At 71.6% G+C, this 24,142-nt stretch carries 23 protein-coding genes; 13 read left to right on the forward strand and 10 right to left on the reverse strand.

The window, feature by feature from the left end:
- Nucleotides 1-6: 6 nt before the first annotated feature.
- The 4 genes from ACFY1S_RS00435 to ACFY1S_RS00450 are packed head-to-tail and all read right to left on the reverse strand — an operon-like array spanning nucleotide 7 to nucleotide 3,476.
- Nucleotides 7-846, reverse strand: coding sequence for a hypothetical protein (locus ACFY1S_RS00435; protein WP_387111104.1), 840 nt, complete (start codon nucleotides 844-846; stop codon nucleotides 7-9).
- Nucleotides 840-1,985 (reverse strand): galactonate dehydratase, encoded by a 1,146-nt coding sequence (dgoD, locus tag ACFY1S_RS00440; protein WP_387111107.1) that lies wholly within the window; start codon nucleotides 1,983-1,985, stop codon nucleotides 840-842. The genes ACFY1S_RS00435 and dgoD overlap by 7 nt, the downstream gene beginning before the upstream one ends.
- A complete protein-coding gene (locus tag ACFY1S_RS00445) occupies nucleotides 1,982-2,692 on the reverse strand; it encodes an FCD domain-containing protein (RefSeq protein ID WP_364368696.1) in 711 nt (236 codons plus the stop codon). The genes dgoD and ACFY1S_RS00445 overlap by 4 nt, the downstream gene beginning before the upstream one ends.
- A 37-nt stretch (nucleotides 2,693-2,729) precedes the next feature.
- Entirely contained in the window at nucleotides 2,730-3,476 is a 747-nt protein-coding gene (locus ACFY1S_RS00450; RefSeq protein WP_387111111.1) for an SDR family NAD(P)-dependent oxidoreductase, read from the reverse strand.
- Between the two features lie 159 nt (nucleotides 3,477-3,635).
- Between ACFY1S_RS00450 and ACFY1S_RS00455 the strand changes: the two genes are divergently transcribed.
- From ACFY1S_RS00455 to ACFY1S_RS00475, 5 genes are read left to right on the forward strand one after another with little or no spacing between them, the layout of a single operon-like run.
- The gene (locus ACFY1S_RS00455; protein WP_387111114.1) at nucleotides 3,636-4,931 is read left to right on the forward strand and encodes an ABC transporter substrate-binding protein; all 1,296 of its coding nucleotides are present in this window, start codon (nucleotides 3,636-3,638) and stop codon (nucleotides 4,929-4,931) included.
- Nucleotide 4,932: 1 nt separating this feature from the next.
- Complete coding sequence (locus tag ACFY1S_RS00460; RefSeq protein WP_387111117.1) at nucleotides 4,933-5,850, forward strand: carbohydrate ABC transporter permease; 918 nt, start codon at nucleotides 4,933-4,935, stop codon at nucleotides 5,848-5,850.
- Nucleotides 5,850-6,671 carry a carbohydrate ABC transporter permease gene (locus ACFY1S_RS00465; RefSeq protein ID WP_387111120.1) on the forward strand — a complete coding sequence of 274 codons (822 nt, stop codon included), beginning with the start codon at nucleotides 5,850-5,852 and terminating at the stop codon, nucleotides 6,669-6,671. The genes ACFY1S_RS00460 and ACFY1S_RS00465 overlap by 1 nt, the downstream gene beginning before the upstream one ends.
- Nucleotides 6,668-8,746 (forward strand): alpha-galactosidase, encoded by a 2,079-nt coding sequence (locus tag ACFY1S_RS00470; RefSeq protein ID WP_387111123.1) that lies wholly within the window; start codon nucleotides 6,668-6,670, stop codon nucleotides 8,744-8,746. Before ACFY1S_RS00465 ends, ACFY1S_RS00470 begins: the two co-directional genes overlap by 4 nt.
- Before the next feature lie 46 nt (nucleotides 8,747-8,792).
- Nucleotides 8,793-11,036 carry a glycoside hydrolase family 27 protein gene (locus ACFY1S_RS00475; protein WP_387111126.1) on the forward strand — a complete coding sequence of 748 codons (2,244 nt, stop codon included), beginning with the start codon at nucleotides 8,793-8,795 and terminating at the stop codon, nucleotides 11,034-11,036.
- 165 nt (nucleotides 11,037-11,201) lie between these two features.
- Here the strand turns inward: ACFY1S_RS00475 and ACFY1S_RS00480 are convergent, their stop codons facing one another.
- On the reverse strand, nucleotides 11,202-11,681 hold the full coding sequence (locus ACFY1S_RS00480) for a winged helix-turn-helix transcriptional regulator (RefSeq protein ID WP_387111129.1): 480 nt from the start codon (nucleotides 11,679-11,681) through the stop codon (nucleotides 11,202-11,204).
- A 98-nt stretch (nucleotides 11,682-11,779) separates the two neighbouring features.
- Between ACFY1S_RS00480 and ACFY1S_RS00485 the strand changes: the two genes are divergently transcribed.
- Nucleotides 11,780-12,436 carry an MFS transporter gene (locus tag ACFY1S_RS00485; RefSeq protein ID WP_387111132.1) on the forward strand — a complete coding sequence of 219 codons (657 nt, stop codon included), beginning with the start codon at nucleotides 11,780-11,782 and terminating at the stop codon, nucleotides 12,434-12,436.
- On the opposite strand, the gene ACFY1S_RS00490 is transcribed toward ACFY1S_RS00485, so the two are convergent.
- Nucleotides 12,433-13,305, reverse strand: coding sequence for an oxidoreductase (locus ACFY1S_RS00490; protein ID WP_387111135.1), 873 nt, complete (start codon nucleotides 13,303-13,305; stop codon nucleotides 12,433-12,435). The genes ACFY1S_RS00485 and ACFY1S_RS00490 overlap by 4 nt on opposite strands.
- Before the next feature lie 139 nt (nucleotides 13,306-13,444).
- Between ACFY1S_RS00490 and ACFY1S_RS00495 the strand changes: the two genes are divergently transcribed.
- The 4 genes from ACFY1S_RS00495 to ACFY1S_RS00510 all read left to right on the forward strand — a co-directional run bounded on the left by ACFY1S_RS00495 (nucleotide 13,445) and on the right by ACFY1S_RS00510 (nucleotide 17,295).
- Entirely contained in the window at nucleotides 13,445-14,326 is an 882-nt protein-coding gene (locus ACFY1S_RS00495) for a helix-turn-helix domain-containing protein (protein ID WP_387111138.1), read from the forward strand.
- A 306-nt stretch (nucleotides 14,327-14,632) separates the two neighbouring features.
- Nucleotides 14,633-14,806, forward strand: coding sequence for a hypothetical protein (locus ACFY1S_RS00500; protein WP_364368663.1), 174 nt, complete (start codon nucleotides 14,633-14,635; stop codon nucleotides 14,804-14,806).
- An 80-nt stretch (nucleotides 14,807-14,886) separates the two neighbouring features.
- On the forward strand, nucleotides 14,887-16,164 hold the full coding sequence (locus tag ACFY1S_RS00505; RefSeq protein ID WP_387111142.1) for a PP2C family protein-serine/threonine phosphatase: 1,278 nt from the start codon (nucleotides 14,887-14,889) through the stop codon (nucleotides 16,162-16,164).
- Between the two features lie 63 nt (nucleotides 16,165-16,227).
- Nucleotides 16,228-17,295, forward strand: a complete 1,068-nt coding sequence (locus ACFY1S_RS00510) for a DUF2855 family protein (protein WP_387111145.1) — start codon at nucleotides 16,228-16,230, stop codon at nucleotides 17,293-17,295.
- A gap of 10 nt (nucleotides 17,296-17,305) precedes the next feature.
- Here ACFY1S_RS00510 and ACFY1S_RS00515 read toward each other — a convergent pair whose 3' ends face one another.
- The 3 genes from ACFY1S_RS00515 to ACFY1S_RS00525 all read right to left on the reverse strand — a co-directional run bounded on the left by ACFY1S_RS00515 (nucleotide 17,306) and on the right by ACFY1S_RS00525 (nucleotide 19,355).
- On the reverse strand, nucleotides 17,306-18,106 hold the full coding sequence (locus ACFY1S_RS00515) for an SDR family NAD(P)-dependent oxidoreductase (RefSeq protein ID WP_387111148.1): 801 nt from the start codon (nucleotides 18,104-18,106) through the stop codon (nucleotides 17,306-17,308).
- Nucleotides 18,107-18,120: 14 nt separating this feature from the next.
- On the reverse strand, nucleotides 18,121-18,927 hold the full coding sequence (locus tag ACFY1S_RS00520) for an RNA polymerase sigma factor SigF (RefSeq protein ID WP_387111151.1): 807 nt from the start codon (nucleotides 18,925-18,927) through the stop codon (nucleotides 18,121-18,123).
- Between the two features lie 242 nt (nucleotides 18,928-19,169).
- A complete protein-coding gene (locus tag ACFY1S_RS00525; protein WP_387111154.1) occupies nucleotides 19,170-19,355 on the reverse strand; it encodes a hypothetical protein in 186 nt (61 codons plus the stop codon).
- Between the two features lie 326 nt (nucleotides 19,356-19,681).
- On the opposite strand from ACFY1S_RS00525, the gene ACFY1S_RS00530 reads away from it, so the two are divergent.
- On the forward strand, nucleotides 19,682-21,565 hold the full coding sequence (locus tag ACFY1S_RS00530; protein ID WP_387111157.1) for a sigma-70 family RNA polymerase sigma factor: 1,884 nt from the start codon (nucleotides 19,682-19,684) through the stop codon (nucleotides 21,563-21,565).
- A 38-nt stretch (nucleotides 21,566-21,603) separates the two neighbouring features.
- The gene (locus ACFY1S_RS00535) at nucleotides 21,604-21,831 is read left to right on the forward strand and encodes a hypothetical protein (RefSeq protein WP_387111164.1); all 228 of its coding nucleotides are present in this window, start codon (nucleotides 21,604-21,606) and stop codon (nucleotides 21,829-21,831) included.
- Between the two features lie 143 nt (nucleotides 21,832-21,974).
- Here the strand turns inward: ACFY1S_RS00535 and ACFY1S_RS00540 are convergent, their stop codons facing one another.
- Nucleotides 21,975-22,718, reverse strand: a complete 744-nt coding sequence (locus ACFY1S_RS00540) for a GAF and ANTAR domain-containing protein (RefSeq protein WP_387111167.1) — start codon at nucleotides 22,716-22,718, stop codon at nucleotides 21,975-21,977.
- Between the two features lie 219 nt (nucleotides 22,719-22,937).
- On the opposite strand from ACFY1S_RS00540, the gene hflX reads away from it, so the two are divergent.
- Complete coding sequence (gene hflX, locus ACFY1S_RS00545; protein ID WP_387111170.1) at nucleotides 22,938-24,086, forward strand: GTPase HflX; 1,149 nt, start codon at nucleotides 22,938-22,940, stop codon at nucleotides 24,084-24,086.
- Nucleotides 24,087-24,142 lie beyond the last annotated feature (56 nt).

Raw genomic sequence — 24,142 nt, forward strand, 5'->3', positions numbered from 1 at the left:
GTGTCCTCAGTGGAAGCGGTGGGCGGAGATGACGAGTCGCCAGGCGACCTCACCGGTGGGCGGGACGACCGCCGCGTCGGCGGGGCCGGCGTCGGCCAGGTCGAAGGTGGCGCCGAGCATCGGCTCGATCCCGAGGCTGCGGTACGGGGCGTCGGCCGGCCAGCCGCCCAGGTTGCGCCAGAGGGCGGTGCTGCGGGGCTGACCGTCGCACTCCAGCTCCAGGGTCAGCCGGTCGGCCTCGTCGACCACCTGGACGCGGGGGCAGTCGAGCAGCACCGCGCCGACCGCCGTGCCGTCGTCCGCGCCGAGGGTGTCCAGGGTCAGGCCGGCCGGGGACGGCCACGGCCCGGTGAGCCACGGGGCGCCGGCCGGCCAGGTGCCCGGTGGCAGCAGCGCGGCGGCCTCCGGGTGCAGCCGGGTCGGCGTGCCGGTGGGCGCGACGAGGCGAGCCGCGGGGGAGAGGCCGAACAGGGCGTGCGCGGCCCACACGAACCGGTACCCCGGGTCTGCGGACAGCCGGTAGTCGGCGACCACCACGCCGTCGGAGTCGCTGATCCGGCGGGTCAGGACGAACGTCGGCCGCTTGACGACGACGGTGCCGGGGCCGGTGCTGCGCCAGGGGCGCGACCACACCTCGCCGTGGTCGGGGAGGCCACGGACGGTGGGCAGGCACTCCTCCAGGCCGCCGGCGTCGACGAACGTGTCGTCGGGGCGTACCTCGTTGCGGCCGGGATGCGGGCCGCGCCAGAGCCACTGGCGGTCGCCACCGCGCAGGCTCGTCCACCGGCCGCCGTGCGCGGCGTCGTACGCCACGCGCAGCGGCACCGCCTCCGCACCGGTCACCATTCGGCGAACGACCCGTCGGCGTGCTGCCACACCGGGTTGCGCCAGGCGTGCGGGGTCTGCGCGGCCTCGCGGACCGCCGCCTCGTCCACGGTGATGCCCAGCCCGGGCCTGTCGAAGCGGACGATGTGCCCGTCGACGAACCGGAACGGCTCCCGGTCGACGAGGTAGTCCAGCAACTCGGAACCCACGTTGTAGTGGATGCCGATGCTCTGCTCCTGGATCAGGAAGTTCGGCGTCGCGAAGGCCACCTGGAGGCTGGCCGCCAGGGAGATCGGGCCGAGCGGGCAGTGCGGGGCGAGCAGCGCGCCGTACGTCTCGGCAAGCGCGGCGATCCGGCGGACCTCGGAGATCCCACCGGCGTGGGACAGGTCCGGCTGGACGACGGCGACCCCCGCCTGCAAAGGGGCGAGGAACTCGGAGCGGCCGTAGAGGCGTTCGCCGGTGGCCACCGGGATCGGCGTGCTGGCGACGATGTCGTGCAGGTGGTGGGCCTGGTCGGGCAGGACCGGCTCCTCCACGAAGAACGGGCGCAGCGGTGCCAGCTCGGGCAGGATCCGGCGTACGGCGGCCAGCCCGGCACGGCCGTGGAAGTCCAGCGCGATGTCCCGGTCGGGGCCGAGGACCTCCCGGGCGGCGGCGACCCGGCCGACGACCGCGTCGACCTCGGCGGAGGTGGGGATGGGCGAGAGCCGCCCGCAGGCGTTCATCTTGACGCCGGTGAGACCGGCGGCGACCTGCGCGGCGGCGGCGTCGGCCACCTCGTCGGGCTCGTCCCCGCCGATCCACGAGTAGATCCGCACCCTGTCGCGTACCGGCCCACCGAGCAGGGCGTGCACCGGCGCGCCGTACGCCTGTCCGGCGATGTCCCAGAGTGCCTGGTCGAGGCCGGCGACGGCGCTGGAGAGGATCGGACCGCCACGGTAGAAGCCACCCTTGGTGAGCACCTGCCAGTGCTGCTCGATGCGCAGCGGGTCCGCACCGATCAGGTATTCGGAGAGCACCTCGACGGCGCTGCGCACCACCTCGGCGCGCCCCTCCACCACCGGTTCACCCCACCCGACGAGTCCGTCGTCGGTCTCCACGCGGCAGAACAACCACCGTGGCGCGACGAGGAAGGTCTCGATCCTCGTGATCTTCACTGACTGCCCCTTCGTCCCCGTGCCTTCTCGACGTCGCGGACGGCCTTGTCCAGCAACTCGCGCATCGCGGTCTCGGCCGCCGACTCGTCCCGCTCGCGCAGCGCGTCGACCACCGCGCGGTGACTCGGCACCGGGTCGTCGTGCGCGGCGCCGCCGTGCACCAGCCGGTCCCGTTCGGCGAGCCCGGTCTCCATCACCACCTCCATCCGCTCCAGCAACTCGTTGTGCGTGGCGGCGAGCAGCGCACGGTGGAAGGCGAGGTCGGCGGCGACGGCGGCGGCCGGGTCGCCGTCGGCCTCGGCCATCTCGGCGAGCGCCCGGTCGAGCGCGGCCACGTCGTCGTCGGTGGCGCGGCTGGCGGCCAGCCGGGCCGCGGCGGGTTCGATGATGGCGCGTACCTCGTGCAGTTGGTCGAGCAGGCGCTGGTCGGCGCCCTCGGCGAACTGCCAGCGGATCACGTCGCCGTCGAGCAGGTTCCAGTCGGCGCGGGGGCGGACGAAGGTGCCGCGTTTCTGCCGCGCGTCGACGATGCCCTTGGCCGAGAGGACCTTCAGCGCCTCGCGGAGCGCCGTCAGGCTGACGTCGAACTCCTCCTGCAACGCGACGATGTTCAGTGTCGCGCCGGCGGGGATCTCACCGGTGAGGATGCGACGGGCGATCGCTTCGACTGTCTGCCCGTGGACGCCGCGGCGTGCGTACTGTGCCAATGCTCTCCTGGCCTTCTCGCTGGTCGGTATCGATCTCTCAGGCCGAGGCTTTCACCGCGGTCCATCCACCGTCCACCACGAGGCTCGCGCCGGTGACGTAGGAGGCGTCCGGGGACGCGAGGAAGGCGACGGTGGCGGCCACCTCGTCGGGCGTGCCGAAGCGCTTCGCCACCGTCTCGGCGACACTGCGCCCGCGGTCCTTTTCGGACACGTCGGCCCAGGCGGCGGTGAGGATCGGGCCGGGCAGCACGGTGTTGACCCGCACCTGCGGGCCGTACTCGACGGCGAGCTGACGGCCGAGCGCGACCAGGCCGCCCTTGGCCGCGGCGTACGCCGGTCGGCCGGGCAACCCGACGAGTGCGTGCACCGAGGAGATCAGCACCACCGCGCCCGCGCGCTCGCGCAGGTCGTCGAGGCAGGCGCGGACGCCGAGGAAGGTGCCGGTGAGGCTGACACCGAGCTGGTGGTCCCAGGACCGCCTGGTGGTCTCGTGGGCCGGAGCGACCTGCACGGCGTACGCGGTGCTGACGAGGATGTCGACAGGGCCGAGGCTCGCCCGTACGGCGGTGACGGCGGCGGTCCAGTCGGCCTCGTCGCTGACATCGCCCATTACGGACAGTGCTCGGTCGCCGCGTGCGGTCAGTTCCTCGGCCAGCGGGGCCGGGTCGGTCACGTCCAGTAGTGCGACGGCGGCGCCCTCGGCGGCGAGTCGCCGGGCGATGGCCGCGCCGATCCCGCCCATCGCACCGGTGACCAGCGCGTTCTTGCCCTCAAGTCGGCGCATAGGCTGATCCACGTGACCCTCGCCTTGATCTCGTCTAATCATTAATTACGAAGATATCTTGACAGCCGGCGGCGGCCGATGCAACCTTCTCGTCACAGCATTCACATGGACGACACATCGCGCGGTGACGCTGCGTGTCGTAAAGGAAGGGATACCTCCGTGAGCGACTTCGACCCCGGTCGCCGGCGATTCCTTGGCCACCTCGGGCTCGCCGGCCTGGGCGCGCTCGGCGCCAGCTCGTTCCTCAGCGCGTGCGCCAGCTCCGCCAGCGGGCCGACGACGGGCAACGGCTCGGGCGCCGTCACCATCCAGTCGAACCTCTCCTCGCCGCAGGCCAAGGCGGCGATGGAGAAGCTGATCGCGAACTTCAACGCGCAGGGCAAGGGCACGGCGAGCCTCAACACGATCGCCTCGGAGACCTTCCGCACCCAGCTGCCGACGTACCTCACCTCGGCCAACCCGCCGGACCTCTACACCTGGTACGCGGGCTCGGTCGCCAACGACTACGCCGGCAAGAACCTGCTGCTGGACGTCTCCGAGGTCTGGAAGTCGATGGGCGACTACCCCCAGTCGCTGCGCACCCTGTCCACCGACGGCAGCGGCAAGCAGGTCTTCGTGCCGATGAACAACTACTGGTGGGGCTTCTTCTACCGCAAGTCCAACTTCGCCAAGTGGGGCGTGCAGGAGCCGAAGACCTGGACCGACTTCCTGGCGGTGTGCGAGACGCTGAAGAGCAAGGGCGTCCCGCCGATCGGCATCGGCCTCGGCGACACCCCGTGGGTGGCGTCGGCCTGGTTCGACTACCTCAACATCCGGATCAACGGCGCGCCGTTCCACCGCGAGCTGCTCGCCGGCAAGCAGCGCTTCGACGATCCGAAGATCAAGGCGGTCTTCACCCGCTGGCGCGAGGCCCTGCCCTACTTCGACCCGAAGGGCAAGGCGTACCCGTTCCAGGAGGCGACCACAGCCCTGCTGGCGGGCAAGACCGGCATGTTCCTGATCGGCACGTTCTTCGCCGACGCCGCCCCGAAGGACGCCCTCGGTGACCTGGACTTCTTCAGGTTCCCGATCATCGACCCGGCGGTGCCGCTGGCCGAGGAGGCGCCCACCGACGGCTTCTTCGCCAGTGCGAAGACCGCCAACCCGACAGGTACGAAGGCGCTGCTCACCTACCTGGCCGGCGTCGAGGCCCAGGAGGCGTACGTGAAGGCCAGCTCCGGCATCGTGCTGCCGGCCAACCCGAAGGCCAAGGCGTCCGACTCGCCGCTGGTGGCCAAGGGCAAGGCGATGCTCGACGAGGCCAAGGAGCTGACCCAGTTCTTCAACCGCGACTCCAGCGATGCGCTCCAGCCGACCGCGGACACCGCGCTCACCAAGTTCCTCGACAAGCCGGACCAGATCGACGCGATCCTGCGGGAGTGGCAGGCCGGCGCCGAGAAGGTCTTCAAGGGCTGACGTGACAGCAACGATCTCCACGACTTCGGTCACCCCCACCCGGCGGCGGCGACGGTCGGCCCGACTGTCGCCGCTGCTTGTGGCGTTCGTCCTGGTGCCGTTCGCGGTCGAGAGCATCTGGGTGTTCTGGCCGGCGCTCCAGGGTTTCTGGTTCTCCCTCACCCGCTGGGACGGCATGTCGTCGCCGGCCTTCGTCGGTGCTGACAACTACGTCGAGCTGGCCGGTGACGCCACCTTCCGGGGCGCGCTGGTCAACACGGTGATCTGGCTCGTGCTCTTCGGTGGCCTCTCCGTGCTGGGCGGCTTCGGCATGGCGCTGGTCCTGCAGAAGGAGCGACGCGCTGTCGGCTTCTACCGCGCCGCCCTGTTCACCCCCGTGGTGTTCTCGCTCGTGGTGACCGCGCTGGTCTGGCGGGTCTTCTACCAGCCCGACGGCATCGCCGACACGCTGCTGCGGGCCGTCGGCCTGGAGCAGCTGATCCGGCCGTGGCTCGCCGATCCGCAGACAGCCCTGTACGCGGTGATCCTGCCGGCCCTGTGGCGGCAGATCGGCTACGTGATGGTGCTGTTCCTGGCCGGGTTGAAGGCGATCGACCCCGCGCTGCACGAGGCGGCGCGGATGGACGGCGCCAACTCCTGGCAGCGGCTGCGGCACGTCACCATTCCCCAGCTCAGGGGGGTCAACGCGGTGGTCCTGTCGGTCATCGTGATCGACTCGCTGCGCTCGTTCGACATCGTCTGGTCGCTGACCAAGGGCGGCCCGTACCACTCGTCGGAGCTGCTGAGCACCTACATGTACTCGACAGCGTTCCAGAGCCTGCGGCTGGGCTACGCCTCCGCCATCGCCGTCGTGATCTTCGTGCTCGCGCTTGCCGTCATCCTCGGCTACCTGGTCCGCGCGTTCCGGGAGGAGGCGTGATGAACAAGCTCCGTACCGGGGCCTTCCACACCTGCATGATCCTGCTCTCGCTACTCTGGCTCGGGCCGGTGATCTGGGTCGTGCTGATGTCCACCAGGTCGTTCGACGACATCGCCGCGCACGGCGTGGGCAGCCTGCCCCGCTCGTTCACGCTCGACACCTACCGGCAGGCGTGGACCGACGGCGGTGAGCTGCGCGCGCTGATCAACAGCATGCTCGTCACAGTTCCGTCGGTGCTGTTGAGCCTGGGGCTTGCCGCGATGGCCGCGTTCGCGCTGAGTCGCTTCCGGATCCCCGGTCGGCGGACCATCCTGCTGCTGATGCTCGCCGGCAACCTGCTGCCACCGCAGATCCTGCTGATCCCGGTGGCCAAGTTCAGCGAGCTGACCGGCCTGTACGACACGCTCTGGGCGCTGATCGCGGTGCAGGTCGGCTTCGGGCTCGGCTTCTACACATTCGTCCTGCACGGCTTCATGCGGGACCTGCCGGGCGAGATCCAGGAGGCGGCCACCATCGACGGGGCCGGCACGGCGCAGATCTTCACCCGGGTGATGCTGCCGCTGACCCGTCCCGCGCTTGCCGCTCTCGGCGCGCTGTCCTTCACCTGGATCTTCAACGACCTGCTCTGGGCGATCACCGTGCTGCGTACCGACGACCACATGCCTGTCACCCCGGCGCTGCTCGGCCTCCAGGGCCAGTTCGTGTCGTCGTGGAACGTCATCGCCGCCGGCACGGTCATCGCGGCAGTCCCCACCGTCGCGGTGTTCCTGCGCTTCCAGCGGCACTTCGTCTCCGGCCTGGCGCTCGGAGCGGTCAAGTGACCGGGCGGCGGTGGACGCTGCGCGGCGCGCACACGGAGTACACGGTGACCGTGCCGGCGCACGGCCGCTGGCTGGAACTCGTCGCGTGGGGACCGCACGGCGTCTCCGACGGGCCGTCGCCTGTCGCCTACGACGGCCCGGTCCCGTTCCTGACCCCCGGCGACGCGGCCCCCGTCGAGTACGCCACCGACGCGGACCGCCCGTTCACGGGCGCGGACCTGGTGGTGGAGACCGCGAACGGGCAGCGCCGGGTGGGCTTCACCCACACCGGCGTACGTGCCGACGCCGACGGGCGGGAGCTGGCCGTCGACTTCGCCGACCCGGTCACCGGTCTGCGGGCCACGGTGCACTACCGGGTGCCCGCCGGCACGGACGTGGTGCAGCGCTGGGTCGAGCTGACAAACGACGGCACCGGCCCGCTACGGGTGGTCCGCGCTGGTTCGGCTGGTTTCTGCGTACCGACGCCGCACGGCGCGCTGCTCAGCCACCAGTGGGGGCAGTGGGCGCAGGAGTTCCAGCTCTCCCACATCGAGCTGGGCCACGGCACGTTCACCATCGGCAGCTCCCAGGGCGTACCCGGGCATCTGCACGTGCCCTGGCTGGCCGTGCGGGACGCCGCCGACCCGGCCGGCGCGGCCTGGGGGATGGCCCTGGCCTGGACCGGCTCGTGGGAGATCAGCGCCGAGCGGGACACCGGCGGCCTGACCCGGGTGCGGGCCGGCCGCCACCTGGTCGACGGCCCGCTGGAGCTGGCCGCCGGCGACCGCCTCACACTGCCGGTGGTCACCGGCGCGTACAGCCCGGACGGCCTGCACGGGCTGGCCCGGGTCTGGCACACCCATCAGCGGCTGCTCGCCGGGGACCGGCTCACCCCGCGCCCGGTGCTCTACAACTCCTGGGAGGCGACCTACTTCGCAGTCGAGGCGCAGAGCCAGTTGGCGCTGGCCCGGGTCGCCGCCGAGCTGGGCGTGGAGACGTTCGTGGTGGACGACGGCTGGTTCGTCGGCCGCGGCGACGACACCGCCGGGCTGGGCGACTGGACGCCCGACCCGGCGAAGTTCCCCGCCGGCTTCGACGCGTTCATCGCCGACGTCCGCGCGCTCGGGCTGAACTTCGGGCTCTGGGTCGAGCCGGAGTGCGTCAACCCGACGTCGGCCCTCTACGCCGAGCACCCGGACTGGGTCTACTCCGTCGACGGCCGGCCACTCACCCAGGTTCGCAACCAGTACCTGCTCGATCTGGGCCGGCCCGAGGTGGCGGAGTTCGTGCACTCGACAGTGGACGGCCTGCTGCACCGGTACGACATCGACTACCTGAAGTGGGACTTCAACCGGCCGCGTACCGAGCCGGGACGTCCGGGCGGCGTCGGCCCGCTCGACCTGGACGGCGCGCACGTGGCCAACCTGCACCGAATCTACGAGCGGCTGCGCCACGACCACCCGGGTGTGCTCGTCGAGGCGTGTGCCGGTGGTGGCGCGCGGACCGACCTGGCCATGGCCGCCCGCGCCGACGTCTTCTGGCCCAGCGACAACACCGGCCCCCTGGACCGACTGGCCATCCAGTACGGCTTCCTGCACGCCAACGCCCCGCACCTGCTCAGCTCCTGGGTCACCGACTCGCCAGGCCTGTTCGATCCCCGCCCGCGGACGCTCGCGTTCCGGTTCGTCCTCGCGATGGCCGGCGTGCTCGGCATCGGCGCGGACATCCGCGCGTGGAGCCCCGCCGAGCGGGCCGAGGCGGCCGGCTGGATCGCCCGCTACAAGGAGATCCGGGACGTCGTCACGACAGGTGAGGTGCACCTGATCGGCGGCCCCGACCAGGCGCGCTGCGCGGTGCAGTACACCTCGCCCGACGAGCGTCGGGTGGTCGTCCTGGCCTGGCACACCGGTCGGCTCGACGGCGCCGGCCTGCTCCCGTCCCGGCCGGTGCGGCTGCCGCTGCGCGGGCTCGACCCGACCGCCCGCTACCGCGACGGCGAGCGGCACTACTCCGGCAGCCACCTCGCCGCCGTCGGCCTGCCCGTGCAGTGGAGCCCGACCCACGACGCCGACCTCATCGTGCTGCACCGCGACTGAGGCCGGAGCACCACCGCCCCCACCCCCGAGGGACAGGAGTACCTCCATGCGCCTGAACCGACAGCTGACCGCCACCCTGGCCGTTCTCGGCCTGGGCCTGGTCAGCCCCATGCCGGCCGTGGCCGGCCCACCTCATGCCGGTCCGCCGCAGACAGGCCCGGCACACGCCGCCCCACCGCCCGCCGGCCACGGGCCCGGCCGCCCCGGTCACGCCCCGGCGGCCGGCGGCGCGGAGGACCAGGGCGCGCCCGCCTACTTCGACAGTGGGCTCGCCCCGACGCCCTACCAGGGCTGGAACACGTACTTCGGCCTCGGTGGCGATCCCACCGAGGCCGAAGTACGGTCGGTAACCGACTTCATGGTCCACAGTGGCCTCCGGGACGCCGGCTACACCTACGTCTGGATCGACGGCAACTGGGCCGCGCCCACCCCGCGCAACGAGGCCGGCAACCTCGTCGCCGATCCGGCCCGCTTTCCCGGCGGGATGGCCGCGCTTGCCGCGTACATCCACAGCAGGGGCATGAAGGCAGGTATCTACACCGACGCCGGGCCGTACCTGCCGGGGCAGTGCGGCCTCGGCAGCAACGGCCACTACGCCGCAGACGTCGCCCAGTTCGCCGGCTGGGGCTTCGACGCCCTCAAGGCCGACTGGCTCTGTGGACGGGCCGCCGGCCTGGACCCGGAGGCCACCTTCCGGGAGTTGGCCGAGGCGGTACGCCTGTCACCTCGACCGATGCTGCTGAACATCTGCAACCCGGTCAGCTCCGACTGGGGTGGCGGCCCGTACACCCCGGAGCAGCTCTCCACCTGGAGCTACACGTACGCGCCGACCGTCGCCGACTCCTGGCGGACGTACACCGACGTGGGTCTGACCGACCCGACGCCGCAGTGGGCGTACCAGTGGGTGCTGCGCAACATGGACGTCAACGCGTACCACCCGGCGGCCACCGGGCCGGGGCACTACAACGACCCGGACTACCTGCTGCCGATGCGTCCGCTGCCCGACGGCGGGTACGAGCTGAGCCTTGACGAGTCGAGGATGCAGCTCGGCATGTGGGCCATCATGGCCGCGCCGCTGGTGATCGGCTCCGACCCGCGTGGCCTGCCGACCGAGATGATCTCGGCGCTGACCAACCCGGAGATCATCGCGGTCGACCAGGACCCGCTGGTCCGCCAGGGCGTCAAGGTCGCCGACACCGGCACCGACGCGCAGGTCTGGAGCAAGGTGCTCACCGGCTCCGGCAAACGGGCCGTCGCGCTGCTCAACAGGCACGACACCGCCCAGCAGATCACCGTCACCTTCGCCGACGTCGCGCTCGGCGGCCCGGTCCGGGTCCGTGACCTGTGGGCCCGGGCCGACGTGGACGCCCAGCCCGGCACCGCCGGAGTCCAGCCGTTCACCGGCTCGTACACAGTCGAGGTCCCGGCGCACGGGGTTGCCATGCTCGCCCTGACCGGCACCGACCAGGTCGCCGGGGCGAACCTCGGCGGCACCGCGAGCGCCAGCCCGGCGCTGGTCCGGGTGGACGACACGCACGCCACCGCCTTCGTCCGCGACGCGCAGGGCGCGCTGGCGGTCAATACCCGCACGGGTACGACGTGGGGCACCGGCTGGACCTCGCTCGGCGGCCCGGTCGGCGGCCGCATCCTCGGTCAGCCGGCGGCGTACGGCTCGGCGGACGGGCGGATCGACGTCTTCGTCCGGGGCACCGACAACGCGGCCTGGCAGCGCAGCTTCGTCGCTGGGAAGTGGGGACCGTGGCGCAGCCTCGGCGGCACGCTCACCGACGCGCCAACTGTTGCCTGGACGAGCCCGACACAGTGGACGCTCGTCGCCCGTGGCGCGGACGGCAAGCTCTGGTCGCGTACGCCCACCGGCGGCTGGACCGGCGTCGGCGCGCCCGACGACCGGCCGTTCTACGGTCGGCCGAGCGCTGTCGTCGACGACGCCGGCGTGCTGCACGTGGCCGTCCGCAGCCGTACCGACGAGGTGTGGTGGCGCAGCCGGACCGGCACCACCTGGTCGGCCTGGACCAACCTGGGCGGCACCACTAGTGGCAGCCCGACCCTGCTCGCCACGTCCGGCCGGGTCTACCTGTTCGCGTTGGCAGCCGACAACCGGCTGTGGCAGCGCAACCTGACCGACGGCGCGTGGGGCGGCTGGTTCCGGCGCGGTGAGTTCGCCACCGACGCGTTCCGGGGCGCGCCCGGTGCCGCCGCCGGCGCCAATGGCAGCGCGTGGCTGGCGGTACGCGGCGTGGACGACCGGGTGCACCAGATCGTCCTCTGACCCGACAGGTGGCGGGCCGTCGACCGGCGGCCCGCCACCGCACCATCCCGGCCCGCCGGCGCGCACCGGCCAAGATCCGCGCACCTTCTGGGATGTTGCTGTCTCGCGTCGTCGGGAGCCGGCATGTTCCCGGAAGGTGCGCCATCGCGGGCCCGGCGCGTGGCGTCAGGCGCGGCGGATCAGGCCCGGGCCGGCGGTGATGTCGATGTCGCCGCTCTCGACGTCGTGTCCGGCCTCGCAGCGGAGCACCGCCCGGACCGGCTCACCGCAGTCGTGGTGACGCGCGATGATGGCGGGGCCGGCGTCGTCGGCGCTCCAGGTGTCGCCCCAGTTGCGCAGCGCGGTGATGACGGGCAGCAGTTCGCGGCCCTTGCGGGTGAGTTGGTACTCGTGCCGGGTGCGCTGGCCCGGCTCCCGGTACGGGATCCGTTCGAGCAGGCCGGCGGCGACCATCTCCTTGAGCCGGGCCGCCATGGCGGGCTCGCCGATGCCGACCCTGCGGACGAAGTCGTCGAAGCGGCGCGTGCCGAGCAGCGCGTCTCGCATGATCAGGATCGTCGACCGGCTGCCCACGACGTCCATCGCCCGTGCCACCGAGCAGTTCGTCATCGACCAGGATTCGCGGTCTTCGCGGAGGTCCTCCATGCCGTCAAGCGTACCTGGCTTGCGTTGGAGCTAGCCAGGTGATTCACTGGGCGGCTGCTGGCTTGCTCTAGCAAAAGTCAGCGGACCTCCTACCAGGCGTGGCGATCCTGCTCGTCCTCTTCCACGAACGTGCCCAGGCGCTCAGCCCGCTGGACACCGGCTGGCGGATGCTCGTGCTCTTCGGCACGTACGCGCTCGTGGCGTTCGCCGCCGGGCGGACGATCCGCCGTACCGGATTCAAGGCGCCTCTCACCCTCGGCCTGGTCCTCGGCGCGGTGGCCAGCTTCGGGCTGGCGGCCCAGGGGCCGACCACGACGTTCGCGCACCGGTGGGCGCTGTTCGTGCTGTTCGGTGCCGCCTGCGCCCTGGTGGTGGCCCCGGCCACGGCGGCGGCGATGGCAAGCGTCGCGCCCGCCCAGGCCGGCATGGCCTCCGGCGCGGTCAATGCGGCCCGCCAGGTGGGCTCCGTGCTCGGCTCGTCCCTGCTGGGCACCCTGCTCACCACCACGATGCTTGCCGACCTGCCCGACCGCCTAGCCGCACACCAGGTCGGCGAACCGACAGGTACCGCCGTGCGGACGGCGGTGGCCGCCGGCGCGACAGGCAACCAGCCGCTGCCCGATCCGGTCCGGTCGGCGATCGCCGAGGCCATGACCTCAGGGGTTCAGGCAGGTCTGCGGGTCAACGGCATCGTCTTCCTGGTCACCGCCGTCCTCGCGCTCGCGCTCATCCGCAACCGGCCGCACCAGCCCTAGGCTGGCCCGCCGATGGCGTTCAACTCCTGGATCACGTCGGCCGGAAGCTGCAGGTCGGCCGCGGCCATGTTGTCCCGCAGATGCGCCACGCTCGACGTGCCGGGGATCAGCACTGTGGTGGGGGAGCGCTGGAGCAGCCAGGCGAGGGCGACCTGCTGCGGCGAGGCGTCGAGCCGTGCGGCGACGTCGTTGAGCGTGTCGGACTGCAACGGCGTGAACCCGCCGAGCGGGAAGAACGCCGCGAACGCGATGTTCTCCGCGGCGCACCTGTCGACCAGGGCGTCGTCCTTGCGGTTGGCCAGGTTGTAGAGGTTCTGCACGGTGACCACGGGCGCGATGGCCTGTGCCTCGGTGAGCTGCTCGGGCGTGACGTTGCTGAGCCCGAGGTGCCGGATCAGCCCCTCCTTTCGCAGTTCGGCGAGGGCGCCGAACTGCTCGGAAAGGGGATCGTCGCCGGTGCCCTCCGCCACACCGATCCGCAGGTTGACCACGTCGAGGACGTCCAGGCCGAGGTGCTTGAGGTTGTCCCGGACCTGGGCCTTCAGTTCGTCCGGCTCCAGCGCCGGGATCCAGGACGCGTCGGCGCCGCGTCGCGCGCCGACCTTGGTGACGAGGTGCAGATCCTCGGGGTACGGGTGCAGGGCCTCGCGGATCAGCTCGTTGACCACCACCGGCCCGTAGAAGTCGCTGGTGTCGATGTGCCGGATGCCCCTGTCGACCGCCTCGCGCAGCACGGCGATGGCGCCGTCGCGGTCGAGGGGCGGGCCGAAGACGCCCGGGCCGGCCAACTGCATCGCCCCGTAGCCCATCCGGCTCAGGGTGAGGCCGTCGGCGGGGGTCACGGCGCCGCCGGGCAGGTTCTCGCTCATGTCGTCCTCTATCCGAATTCGGAGTTGGTATGCGTCTCCGAACGACTGTGCGCGGTGCCCGGCCGGCGCGGCAGGGCGAGCTGTTCCTGGTAGTGACACGACCAGTCACCGGCTGGCGAAGCGGCATACCGTCGTGGGCATGGACGCGACGAACCCGCTCGGCGACTTCCTGCGTGCCCGCCGGGAGCAGACCAGGCCCGAGGACGTCGGGCTCGGCCCCGGTGTGGGCCTGCGCCGGGTGCCCGGTCTGCGGCGCGAGGAGGTGGCGATGCTGGCCGGTATCAGCGCCGACTACTACCTCCGGTTGGAGCAGGGCCGCGAGCGGCACCCGTCGGTGCAGGTCCTCGATGCCCTCGCCGGGGTGCTGGGACTGGACCCGGAGGCGACCGCGTACATGATCGGGCTGAGCCGTGCGCGGTCGCGGCGGGCGGCCCGACCGGCCGCCGACCGGGTGCCGGCCAGCATCCTGCACCTGATGCGGCAGCTCGACATGCCGGCCTTCGTGCAGAACCGCTACCTCGACATCCTGGCTTCGAACCCGATGGCGAGGGCACTGTCTCCGAATCTCGCACCGGGGTCCAACCGACTCCGCGCGGTGTTCCTGGACCCGGCTGAGCGGGAGCTGTTCCGCGACTGGCGGCAGGCGATGCAGAAGGTGGTGGGGCAGATGCGCGCCGACTCGGGCGGGGCTGCCGACGACCCACGGTTGACGGCGCTGGTGGGGGAGCTGTCACTCAAGAGCGATTGCTTCCGCCAGCTGTGGGCGCGGCACGAGGTGCGTCGGCGGGAGGGCGTGATCAGCCGGCTGCGCCATCCCGAGGTGGGTGACCTCGACCTGTACTGCGACAAGCTCGCTGTCGCCGGTGCCGACGGGCAGCTCCTGGTGATCTACCATGCCGAGCCCGGTACGGAGTCGGCGCGTTCGCTGGCCCTGCTCGGCTCGATCGCCGCGAGCACGCGGGACGATGTCCCGGACAGCGTCCGGCCCGCTGATCCGGCCCGTCTCTATCCGTCGGAGTGAGCAGTGCGGATGCGCTCGTAGCGTCTGCGCATTGTCTCGCTGGCGGCCGGACCGGCGGCGACGACGAAGTCGCTGTCGTCGAGCGGCGCACAGCCGGGCGGGCAAGGTCGTGCTGGAGCCCTGACCTCGGCCGGGTCGAGGGCGCTGGCGCGACGACCCACCACGAGGGCGTACGGTGGGCATGTCGCCCGGGGCTGCCGACGCCGTCGCCACCAGCCCGTCCGGGGCGTTGCCGATCGTCGTGTTGATCTCTCCACGTCGCCGTTCATCGCGTACGACCGCACGCCCAACCAGGGGAGCACCCACGTGACAATCGCCAGGCACAGGATCGTCAGCGCACTTCGCGACCGCGGCCAGCAGGCCAGGGCCGACTGGGTCGAGCGGGAGTTGCCGGAGCGGGTCGACCCGGCCAAGCACTCCGGTCTGCTCGCCACCCTGCACCTCGACCCGGCTGACCTCGCCGACGCGCCGTCCGCGTGAGGGTGGCGCTGCCCGGCCCGCCGATCGGGTGAGCACGCCGCGCCGGCCCGCTGTGGCGGGGGTGCCGTCATGCTCCTACGGTGGTGAGGCCCGGTCTGCTCGTCTCCGTCGCCGGAGGAAGCGGGAGGTGGAGTGTGGTTGACGCCGGCAACGCGGTGCGATCGTTGCAGCTCAACGCACCCCAGGGCGGGCCGGACGACCTGCCTTCGTTGATCACCGGTGCCGCGTCGGCGATCAACGCCACCGAGATCGTGGTCTATCTGGCCGACTACACGCAGTCCCTGCTCGTGCCGCTGCTCGGCGCGGGCCTCGCCCGGGACGAACAGCCGATCGAGACGACGCTCGCCGGCCGGGCGTTCACCACCCTCGACATCCAGCGTGCCCCGGACGGTCCCGACCGGATCTGGGTGCCGCTGCTGCTCGGCTGTGAACGGATGGGCGTGCTCGAGGTCGTCACGCCGGCCGCCGCCGACCCCGCCACGGAGGGACCGGCCTGGGAGGTGGCGGTCACGGTCGCCCAACTCCTGGTGAACCGCCGGCTCTACGGCGACGTCGTCGAACGGATGCGCCGTCGGCTGCCGATGCAGGTCGCCGCCGAGATCGTGTGGGGGCTGCTGCCGCCGCTGACCTTCGCCACCGACGACATGGTGGTCACCGCCATCCTGGAGCCCTGTTACGACGTCGGTGGGGACATCTTCGACTACGCGTTGAACGGTGACGTGCTCAGCGTCGGGCTCTTCGACACGTGTGGGCACGGCATCAAGGCGAGCACGCTGGCCTCGCTTGTGGTCAGCGCGTACCGCAACGCCCGCCGGTGCGGTCTCGACCTCGTCGACACCGCCATCAGCATCGACAGGTGGGTGCGGTCGGAGCATCCGAACCTCTTCGCGACGGGGCTGCTCGCCGAGTTGGACCGGACCACCGGACGACTACGGATGATCAACGCTGGTCATCCCGGGGCGATGCTGCTGCGCGACGGCAAGGCCATCCGGGAGCTGCCGGGGCCGACCGCGCTGCCGCTCGGCCTGGGTCACCTGTCGGGCCGACGCCCCCGGGTGCACGTGGAGGACCTGCACCCCGGCGACCGGATCCTCGCGTACACCGACGGCATCACCGATGCGCGGAGCGCCGAGGGCGAGCAGTTCGGGCTGGACCGGCTCGTCGACTTCGTCAACCGCGCGCTGAACGACGGTCTGCCCAGCCCGGAGACGATGCGCCGGCTGGTGCGTGCCGTCGTCGCGTACCAGAAGGACGAACTGGACGACGACGCCACTGCGGTGTTCCTGGAATGGCGGCCCCCACACACCCCGCTGGCCCACCTGCGGGATCTCAGCGCGCTGGCCACCGGGTCACCGTAACTAGTGGGATTTTGCACTCCCAGTGCACTTGTCTGCGTACCCGGAGCTGTCTAGCGTCAGGCCATGGCTCCCTCCTGGACGTTCGCCGTGGCCCGCGCGGACCTCAGTCGATGCACGCTCGCCGATGGCGCGACCGCCGACCCGTCCGAGGGGGAGGTGCTCCTGCGGGTCGACCGCGTCGGCCTCACCGCCAACAACGTCACCTACGCGGTGCTCGGCGACGCGATGCGCTACTGGGAGTTCTTCCCGCCAGGCCCACGCGGACTCACGCAGCAGTGGGGGCTTCCCCCGCTCTGGGGCTTCGCCGAGGTGGTCGCGTCGACAGTCGCGGGCGTGGAGGTGGGCCAGCGGGTGTACGGATACCTGCCGCCCGCCGGCCACCTGCTGGTGCGGCCGGACCGGGTGGACGCGTCCGGATTCCGCGACGCGAGCCCGCACCGGGCCGACCTGCCCTCGCCGTACAACGCGTACCGCTCGACTGGCGGCGACCCGGCGTACCGGCCGGACCAGGAGGACCTGCTGATCCTGTTCCGACCGCTGTTCTTCACCTCGTTCATGCTTGCCGACCAGGTCGTCGACAACGGCTTCTACGGCGCGGAGTCGTTGCTGCTGTCGTCGGCGTCGAGCAAGACCGCGTACGCCGCCGCCTCCGAACTGCACGGCCGTGGCCCGCGCCTGGTCGGGCTCACCTCACCCGGCAACCTCGCGTTCACCAGGTCGCTCGGCTGCTACGACCAGGTCGTCGCGTACGACGACATCGGCACGCTCGACACCGTCCCGAGCGTCTACCTCGACCTGTCCGGAGCGCCGTCGACCCGCGCCGCCCTGCGTCAGCACCTCGGCGACCACCTGATCCGGGACATCGCCGTCGGCCTCACCAACCAGACGCCGAACGCCGAGGCCGCCGAGGAGGTGTTCTTCGCGCCCGTCCAGATGCGCAAACGCAGTAAGGACTGGGGGCGCGACGGTCTCGACCAGCGGTTCACCGAGGCGTGGCGGAGGTTCACCGCGGTGGTGGACGGGTGGCTCGACGTCCAGGTCGGCACCGGGCCACAGGCCCTACGGGAGGCGTGGCTCGACGTCCTCGCCGGCCGTACGCCGCCACGGGTGGGTCACGTCGTGCAGTTCTGACGACCAGCCGTCACGGGACGATCGCGTCGACGTACCCGCCGTCGACACGGACGGCGGCACCGGTCGTGGCGGAGGCAAGCGGCGAGGCCAAATACGTGACCATGTTGGCGATCTCCTCAGGCTCGATCAGCCGCTGGAGCAGCGACTGCGGCCGGTGCAGCCGCATGAACTCCCGCTGCGCCTCCTCCCACGGGAGGCTGTCGCCCACGAGTTCGGCGACGAAGTCCTCGACGCCGCCGGTGTGGGTCGGCCCGGCGAGCACCGAGTTGACTGTCACGCCGGTGCCGGCGGCGGCCTTCGCGAAGCCACGGGAGACGCCGAGCAGGGCCGTCTTCGAGACGCCGTAATGGATCATCTCGGTCGGGGTGACGACCGCCGAGTCACTGCCGATGAACTGCACCCGCCCCCAGCCGCGTTCCATCATGGCGGGCAGGTACGCGCGGGTCAGCCGGACGCCGGCCAGCACGTTCACCTCGAAGTAGCGACGCCACTCCTCGTCGGAGATCTCCAGCGCGGGGGTGGGCCCGAAGATGCCGAGATTGTTGACCAGGATGTCGACGGTGGGCAGCAGGTCGAGGGTCCGCGCCGCCCCCTCGTCGGTGGAGACGTCCGCGTCCACCTCGACCACGTCCGCGCCGGTGACCTCCCCGCGCAACGCGTCCGCCGCGCGTGCGACGCTGGCGGCGGTACGACCGTTGACCGCCACCCGCGCGCCGGCGCGGGCGAGGCCGGCGGCGATGGCCGCCCCGATCCCCTGGGTCGACCCGGTGACCAGGGCGGTCCTGCCGGAGAGGTCGAGGTGCAGGGTCATTCGTCGTCCTGTTCCTAGGAGGCGCTGTCGTCCGAGAGGTGGCGTCGCAGGGTCGCCAACGATCGGGTGATCAGCCGGGAGACGTGCATCTGCGAGACGCCGATCTTATCGGCGATCTGGGACTGGGTCAGGTTGCCGTGGAAGCGCAGGCTGAGGATCTCCTGTTCGCGCTCCGGCAGCGTGGCGAGGGCGGGACCGAGGGCCACGCGGATGTCGACGAGGTCGAACTCGTGGTCGTCGCCGCCGAGGGTGTCGCCGAGTTCCCTGCTGCCGTCGTCGCTCATCGGCGTGGACAGCGACGTGGCCCGGTAGGCGCGCGCGCCCTCCAACCCTTCCAGGACGGTCTCCTCGGACACGTCGAGGTAAGACGCGATGTCCGCCACCGTGGGCTGGCGGCCGAGGGTGTGGGTGAGGGTGCTGTTCGCCGCGCTTATCGAGATGCGCAGCTCCTGGAGGCGGCGGGGCACCCGCACGGCCCAGGTGCGGTCCCGGAAGTAGCGCTTGATCTCGCCGATGATGGTGGGGATGGCGTACCCGCTGAAGTCGACGCCCCGGCTGGGGTCGAAGTTGTCCACAGCCTTGATGAGGCCGACCGCGGCGGTCTGGATCAGGTCGTCGTCGGGTGCGCCGCGGCCGGCGTAGCGGCGTGCCAGGTGCCGGGCGAGCGGCAGCCACGCCTCGATGGTGCGGTCCCGCAGGGCCGGTCGGCGTGGATCGTCGGTCGGGGTGACAGCCAGTATGGCCAGGAGGTCCTCCGGGCTCTGGCTGGTGCTTCGCTGGCCGACGCGTGTGCTGGTCGCCGATTCGATCGTGGTGGACATGGGTGGTCCCTCCCGCGCTTGCCCGTCGATCGGGTCGACCGGAAGATCTCCGAACCGGCTGCCGCCGGGGCGCACGTGCGGGCGAAGTGCGCTGTCGTCAGGCCACGAGCACGGGCCTCACGACCGCGTCATGTCGTTCACTTGATGAACGGGACACTACCCGAAAGACTGACCTACGGCCAACCGAAAGTATGATGTCGCGCTGGTGGGATGGTCCGCTGTCATGGCGCGGGTGCGTCGGGTCAGGTTTGGTGATCCGGGTCGTCCCCGGTGGTGCTGGCCGGCGGGGCCGGCGTCACCGCGAACGGATGGCGGAGTCGTCGCATGGCCTCCTCGCTGCCGTCGACTGTCACCGCCGACCCCTCGGTCCCGTCGCCGTTCGACGTGGCGAGAAACAACGCGGACCGATCGTGGTCATTCGAAGTCATGCAGGAGTCCTGTCTTCCGCGAAGGGAGTGTGTTCCCGGGTCTCGGCAACTCGCCGCACGACCTGGTGACGAATCGGTGTGCACACCGGCGCCCGATCAGGGTGTCTCGTTCACGGGCGAGCGCCCGGCGACACCGACACACCGCACCCTACCCGGCGTCGGCAACCATCATGCGTCGCCGGAGGAACCCGACGACGCCCCGGGTCGCATCCGTCCCACTGTCGACCCGGAGAATTTCGTAATCCGGCAGTCCCTCGAGCGTCTCCGATAGGGGCGGTCACGCACCACGCCCACCCCCGACGATGAGCGCAGAAGGAGTGAGACCTATGTCGTCAGCCGGTCGGGGACTTCCCGACGTCGGGTCGGTCGCCGCCGCCCGCCAGGGCGACAAGCGCGCTCTCGACGACGTCGTAGCGACCTCGCTCCCGCTGGTCTACAACATCGTCGGGCGTGCGCTGCGCGGCCACGCCGACGTCGACGACGTGGTCCAGGAGACGTTGGTACGGGTCATCAGGCACCTGCCCGGGCTCAACGACCCGGCCGCGTTCCGGTCCTGGCTGGTGGCGATCACCATCCGCCAGGTGCGCGACTGGGAGCAGCGCAGACGTGTCGCGCTCAGTCGCGACGCCGGGCTGGACGCGATCCACAACGTGCCCGACCCGGGCTCCGACTTCGCGGCGACGACGATCCTCCGGTTGGGTCTCACCCACCAGCGGCGTGAGGTCGCCGAGGCGACCCGCTGGCTCGACCCGGACGATCAGGAGCTGCTCTCGCTCTGGTGGCTGGAGGAGACAGGCGAGCTCGACCGGACCGAGGTCGCCGACGCGCTCGGGCTCTCCCCGGGACACGTCGCGGTGCGTGTGCACCGGATGAAGGACCAGATCCAGACGGCCCGCGCCGTGGTCCGTGCGTTACGGGCGCGCCCGGGCTGCCCGGACCTGCGTACCGTGACCGACGAGTGGGACGGTGTCCCCAATCCACTGTGGCGCAAACGGCTGGCCCGGCACGTGCGGGACTGCGCGGTCTGCGCACGGCTGGGCACGAGCCTCCTGCCGATCGACCGGCTGCTCGCCGGCCTGCCGATGCTGCCGCTGCCGGCCGGCCTGGGCGCGCACCTGCCGGGTACCGCCCCGGTCGCCTCGCCGGTCGCCGCGTACCAGTCCCCGGACCCGGCGACCGGGGGTGCCGCCGGAACGACCCCGGCCGGTGGGGTGCCCACCGACGGCGACGGCGGGAACGCGCTTGTCAACCTCGCGCTGAACCGGCCCCGGGGCCTGCTCCCGGCGCTCGCCGTCGGGGCCGCCGCCGTCGTCCTGGCCATCACCACGCTCGTGGTGGTCCGGCCGGACGACCCGCAGACACCCTCGTGGGCCGCCCCGCCGTCGGCGGCACCCGCCGCCGTCGCCACTCCGGGCGTCACGCCCACGCCGGGCGTGCGGCCGTCGTCACGGGCCCCTGTCGCGCCCGCGCTCAGCTCGGCGCGCAAGGGCGTCGGGGTGTGGGCCTTCGACGGGGTCAGCCGGGCGCTGGCCGGTTCGAGGGCCGACTGGTACTACACCTGGGGCACCGAACACCAGGGCATCACCACCCCGCCGGGGGTGACCTTCGTGCCGATGATCCGGGGCGCGGAGAACGTCACCGCGCCCGAGTTGGCCCGGGCCCGAGCGGCCGGGCCGTACCTGCTCACGTTCAACGAGCCGGACCTGCCCGACCAGTCCAACCTGACAGTTGAGCAGGCGCTGGACCTGTGGCCACGGCTGATGGCCACGGGCAGCAGGCTGGGCAGCCCGGCCGTGGCCTGGGGCGGTGACGATCCGCAGGGCTGGCTTGGTCGTTTCATGTCCGGCGCGCAGGCCCGTGGGCACCGGGTCGACTTCGTCACCCTGCACTGGTTCGGCGCCGACTTCACCACCAGCACCGCCGTCGACCAGCTCCGGAGGTATCTCCAGAACGTGTACCAGCGGTACCGCAAGCCGATCTGGCTCACCGAGTTCGCGCTTATCCGCTTCGGTGGTGGCGGCCAGCAGTTCCCCAGCCAGGAGCAGCAGGCCGCCTTCCTCACGGCGGCCACCACCATGTTGGGTCAACTCCCGTACGTGCAGCGTTACGCCTGGTTCGGTCTGCCCGCCACCGACAAGGACCGGTCCGGGCTGTTCCGCAGTGGCGCCGACGTGACAGTGGTCGGGCGTGCCTTCCAGGCGGCACGGTGACAGTCCCCTAACGGGTCGCCGGCGCCGTCGCGGCTCTGGTGGCGACGGCGCTGGCCGTCGGCCTCACCCAGGGTCGGAACGACGCCGGCCGGCTGGCCGGCGAGGATCGGGTCCGGGCCGGTGTCGGCCACCAGCGCAGCGGTGCCGTCGACCGTTCCCACGCCGACCACGCCCGTGTCGCTGACCGGCACAGCAGGCGCGAGCCGCCGAGCTGGGCGCTCTTCAGCTCTTTCGTGGGCCCCGCAAACGCCCGACCGTCGACGTGACCGCCAGTCGCTGACGTGGCCGGTCAGAGCACGAGCCCCCGCTGGTCCGGACCGGTGATCCCGACGAGGTGGCAGCCGCCTGGCGGCCGGGGTGCTGCCGTCCTGAGCACCGTCGGCTGTGCCCGGACCACGCCATCCTCCGCTCAGCGTGCTTCCAGGTCGCCGGTCTCGGTCAGGTTGCGGGCCACCTCGGCCAACTTGACGTTGGTGTTCTGGCTGACCCGCGCCAGCAGGGCGAAAGCCTGCTCCTCGGTGAGGTGGTGCCGCTCCATCAGAATGCCCTTGGCCTGCCCGATCCGGTCGCGTAGCAGCACTGCCCGGGAGAGCTGCGCCATCGTCTGCGCGTCGGCCATCGCCACCGCCGCGTGGGCGGCGAACAGCAGCCCTATCTGCTCGGACTCGTCTCCGAAAGCGTCCGGGTCGGCGGAGTAGAGGTTCAACGCCCCTAGGTTGCCGCGGTCGACGTAGAGCTGGAACGACAGCATGCTGCGCACTCCGAGGTTGGCGATCCGGTGGGTGAACGCCGGCCATCGGGTCTCGTCGGGCAGATTCCGCAGCCACACCGTCTCCTCGTTGTAGAGACTGGTCAGGCAGGGGCCCTCGCCCGTGTCGTACTGCACCTGATCCACCTGACGGACCAACTCCGCCGTGGCCGCCGTCGTGTGGACCCGCTGCTTCGACTCGACCTCGGAGATCCCAGCCTGCCAGGCGCCCGGCACGGTGGCCACCGCGGCGAGGACGACGGCGTCCAGGGTGCCCTGCAGGCTGGATTCTCCCTGCAGGCTCCGCGCCAGTTCGCCGAGCCGAACGGCGACGCCGTCCAACGCGGTACCGGTGCTCGGTGGTCCTGACGGAAGCCGCTCTCGTCTGCTGCTGTCGTCCGCCACCGCTCCTCCTCGGTGCAGGCATCCGCCACTGCACGGTTGCTCCTTCATCCCATACCCGTGGGGTCGCTGGGGCAATCGCCCGCGGCTCCCACCCGGTGGGCGGTCGGGGCGGGATATCAGTGGTTTCGCGTGCCCTCGGCGCGGGACCGGCGTGATCCACCGGGCATGGTCGGCCGGAGTGAGGGTAGGTGGGCATCCGAGACGAGGTGAGGTGGGACGATGGCGGGATCCTGGTTGCTGGGCCCGGAGGCCAGCGCTGCGGGGGAAAATCCCACGGCGGTCCTGGTGGCGGTACGCGACGACGGCGTGGCCGACAGCGGGCCCGGCTCCCAGACCTCCCTGACCGAGCTGCGCCGGCTCGCCGCGACCGACGGGCTGACCGTCGCGGACGAGGTGGTGCAGAGCCGTCCACACCCCGACCCGGCGACCTACGTCGGCTCCGGCAAGGTCGACGAACTGGCGGCGCTTGCCGAACGAGCGCACGCCGACCTGGTGATCGCCGACGGTGAACTGACCCCGGGGCAGGTGCGCAACCTGGAGGAGCGGGTCGGCCTACGCGTCGTGGACCGCACCGCGTTGATCCTGGACATCTTCGCCGAGCACGCCCGAACCAGCGAGGGCCGGGTGCAGGTGGAGCTGGCGCAGATCGCGTACCAGCTGCCCCGCCTGCGCGGTGGCGGGCGGACGATGTCGCGCGTCGGGGGTGGACGAACGGCCGGAGGAACCGGCACCGGGGTGCGGGGTCCCGGTGAGATGCGGCTGGAGACCCAGCGCCGCACGCTGCGGCAGCGGGCGACCCGACTGCGCCGTAGCGCCTCGGAACTCGCCAGGCGCCGCGAGAGGACCCGCAGCCGGCGCGCCCGCAACCAGGTGCCCTCGGTCTCGATCACCGGATACACCAACGCGGGCAAGTCGGCCTTACTCAACCGGCTGACCGGCGCCGACGCCCAAGTCCAGGACGTGCTGTTCGCCACCCTGGACCCGACAGTCCGCCGGATCAGCACCGGCGATCTGACCTACACCGTCACCGACACCGTCGGCTTCGTGCGGCACCTGCCACACCAGCTCGTCGACGCTTTCCGCTCGACGTTGGAGGAAGTCACCCGCAGCGACCTGGCCCTGCACGTGGTCGACGCCTCCGCACCCGACGCGCTGGACCAGATCACCACCGTGCACGGCGTACTGCACGAGATAGGTGCACGCGACGTTCCCGAGCTCCTGGTCCTCAACAAGATCGACGTAGCGCCCGGGGAGTGGGTCGACGCGCTGTGTCGGGTCCACCCCGACGCCGTCCCGGTCTCCGCGCGCACGGGAGCCGGCATCGACCGCCTCCGCGACGAGCTCGAAGGCCGGGTTCTTCACCGCTGACGACCCCTCCCGCTTCCTTGACGACGCCGTGATCGTCCTGGCCCCTGGCCGAACGG

Origin of the sequence: Micromonospora sp. NPDC000663 (assembly GCF_042898105.1) — a bacterium.
Lineage (GTDB): Bacteria > Actinomycetota > Actinomycetes > Mycobacteriales > Micromonosporaceae > Micromonospora.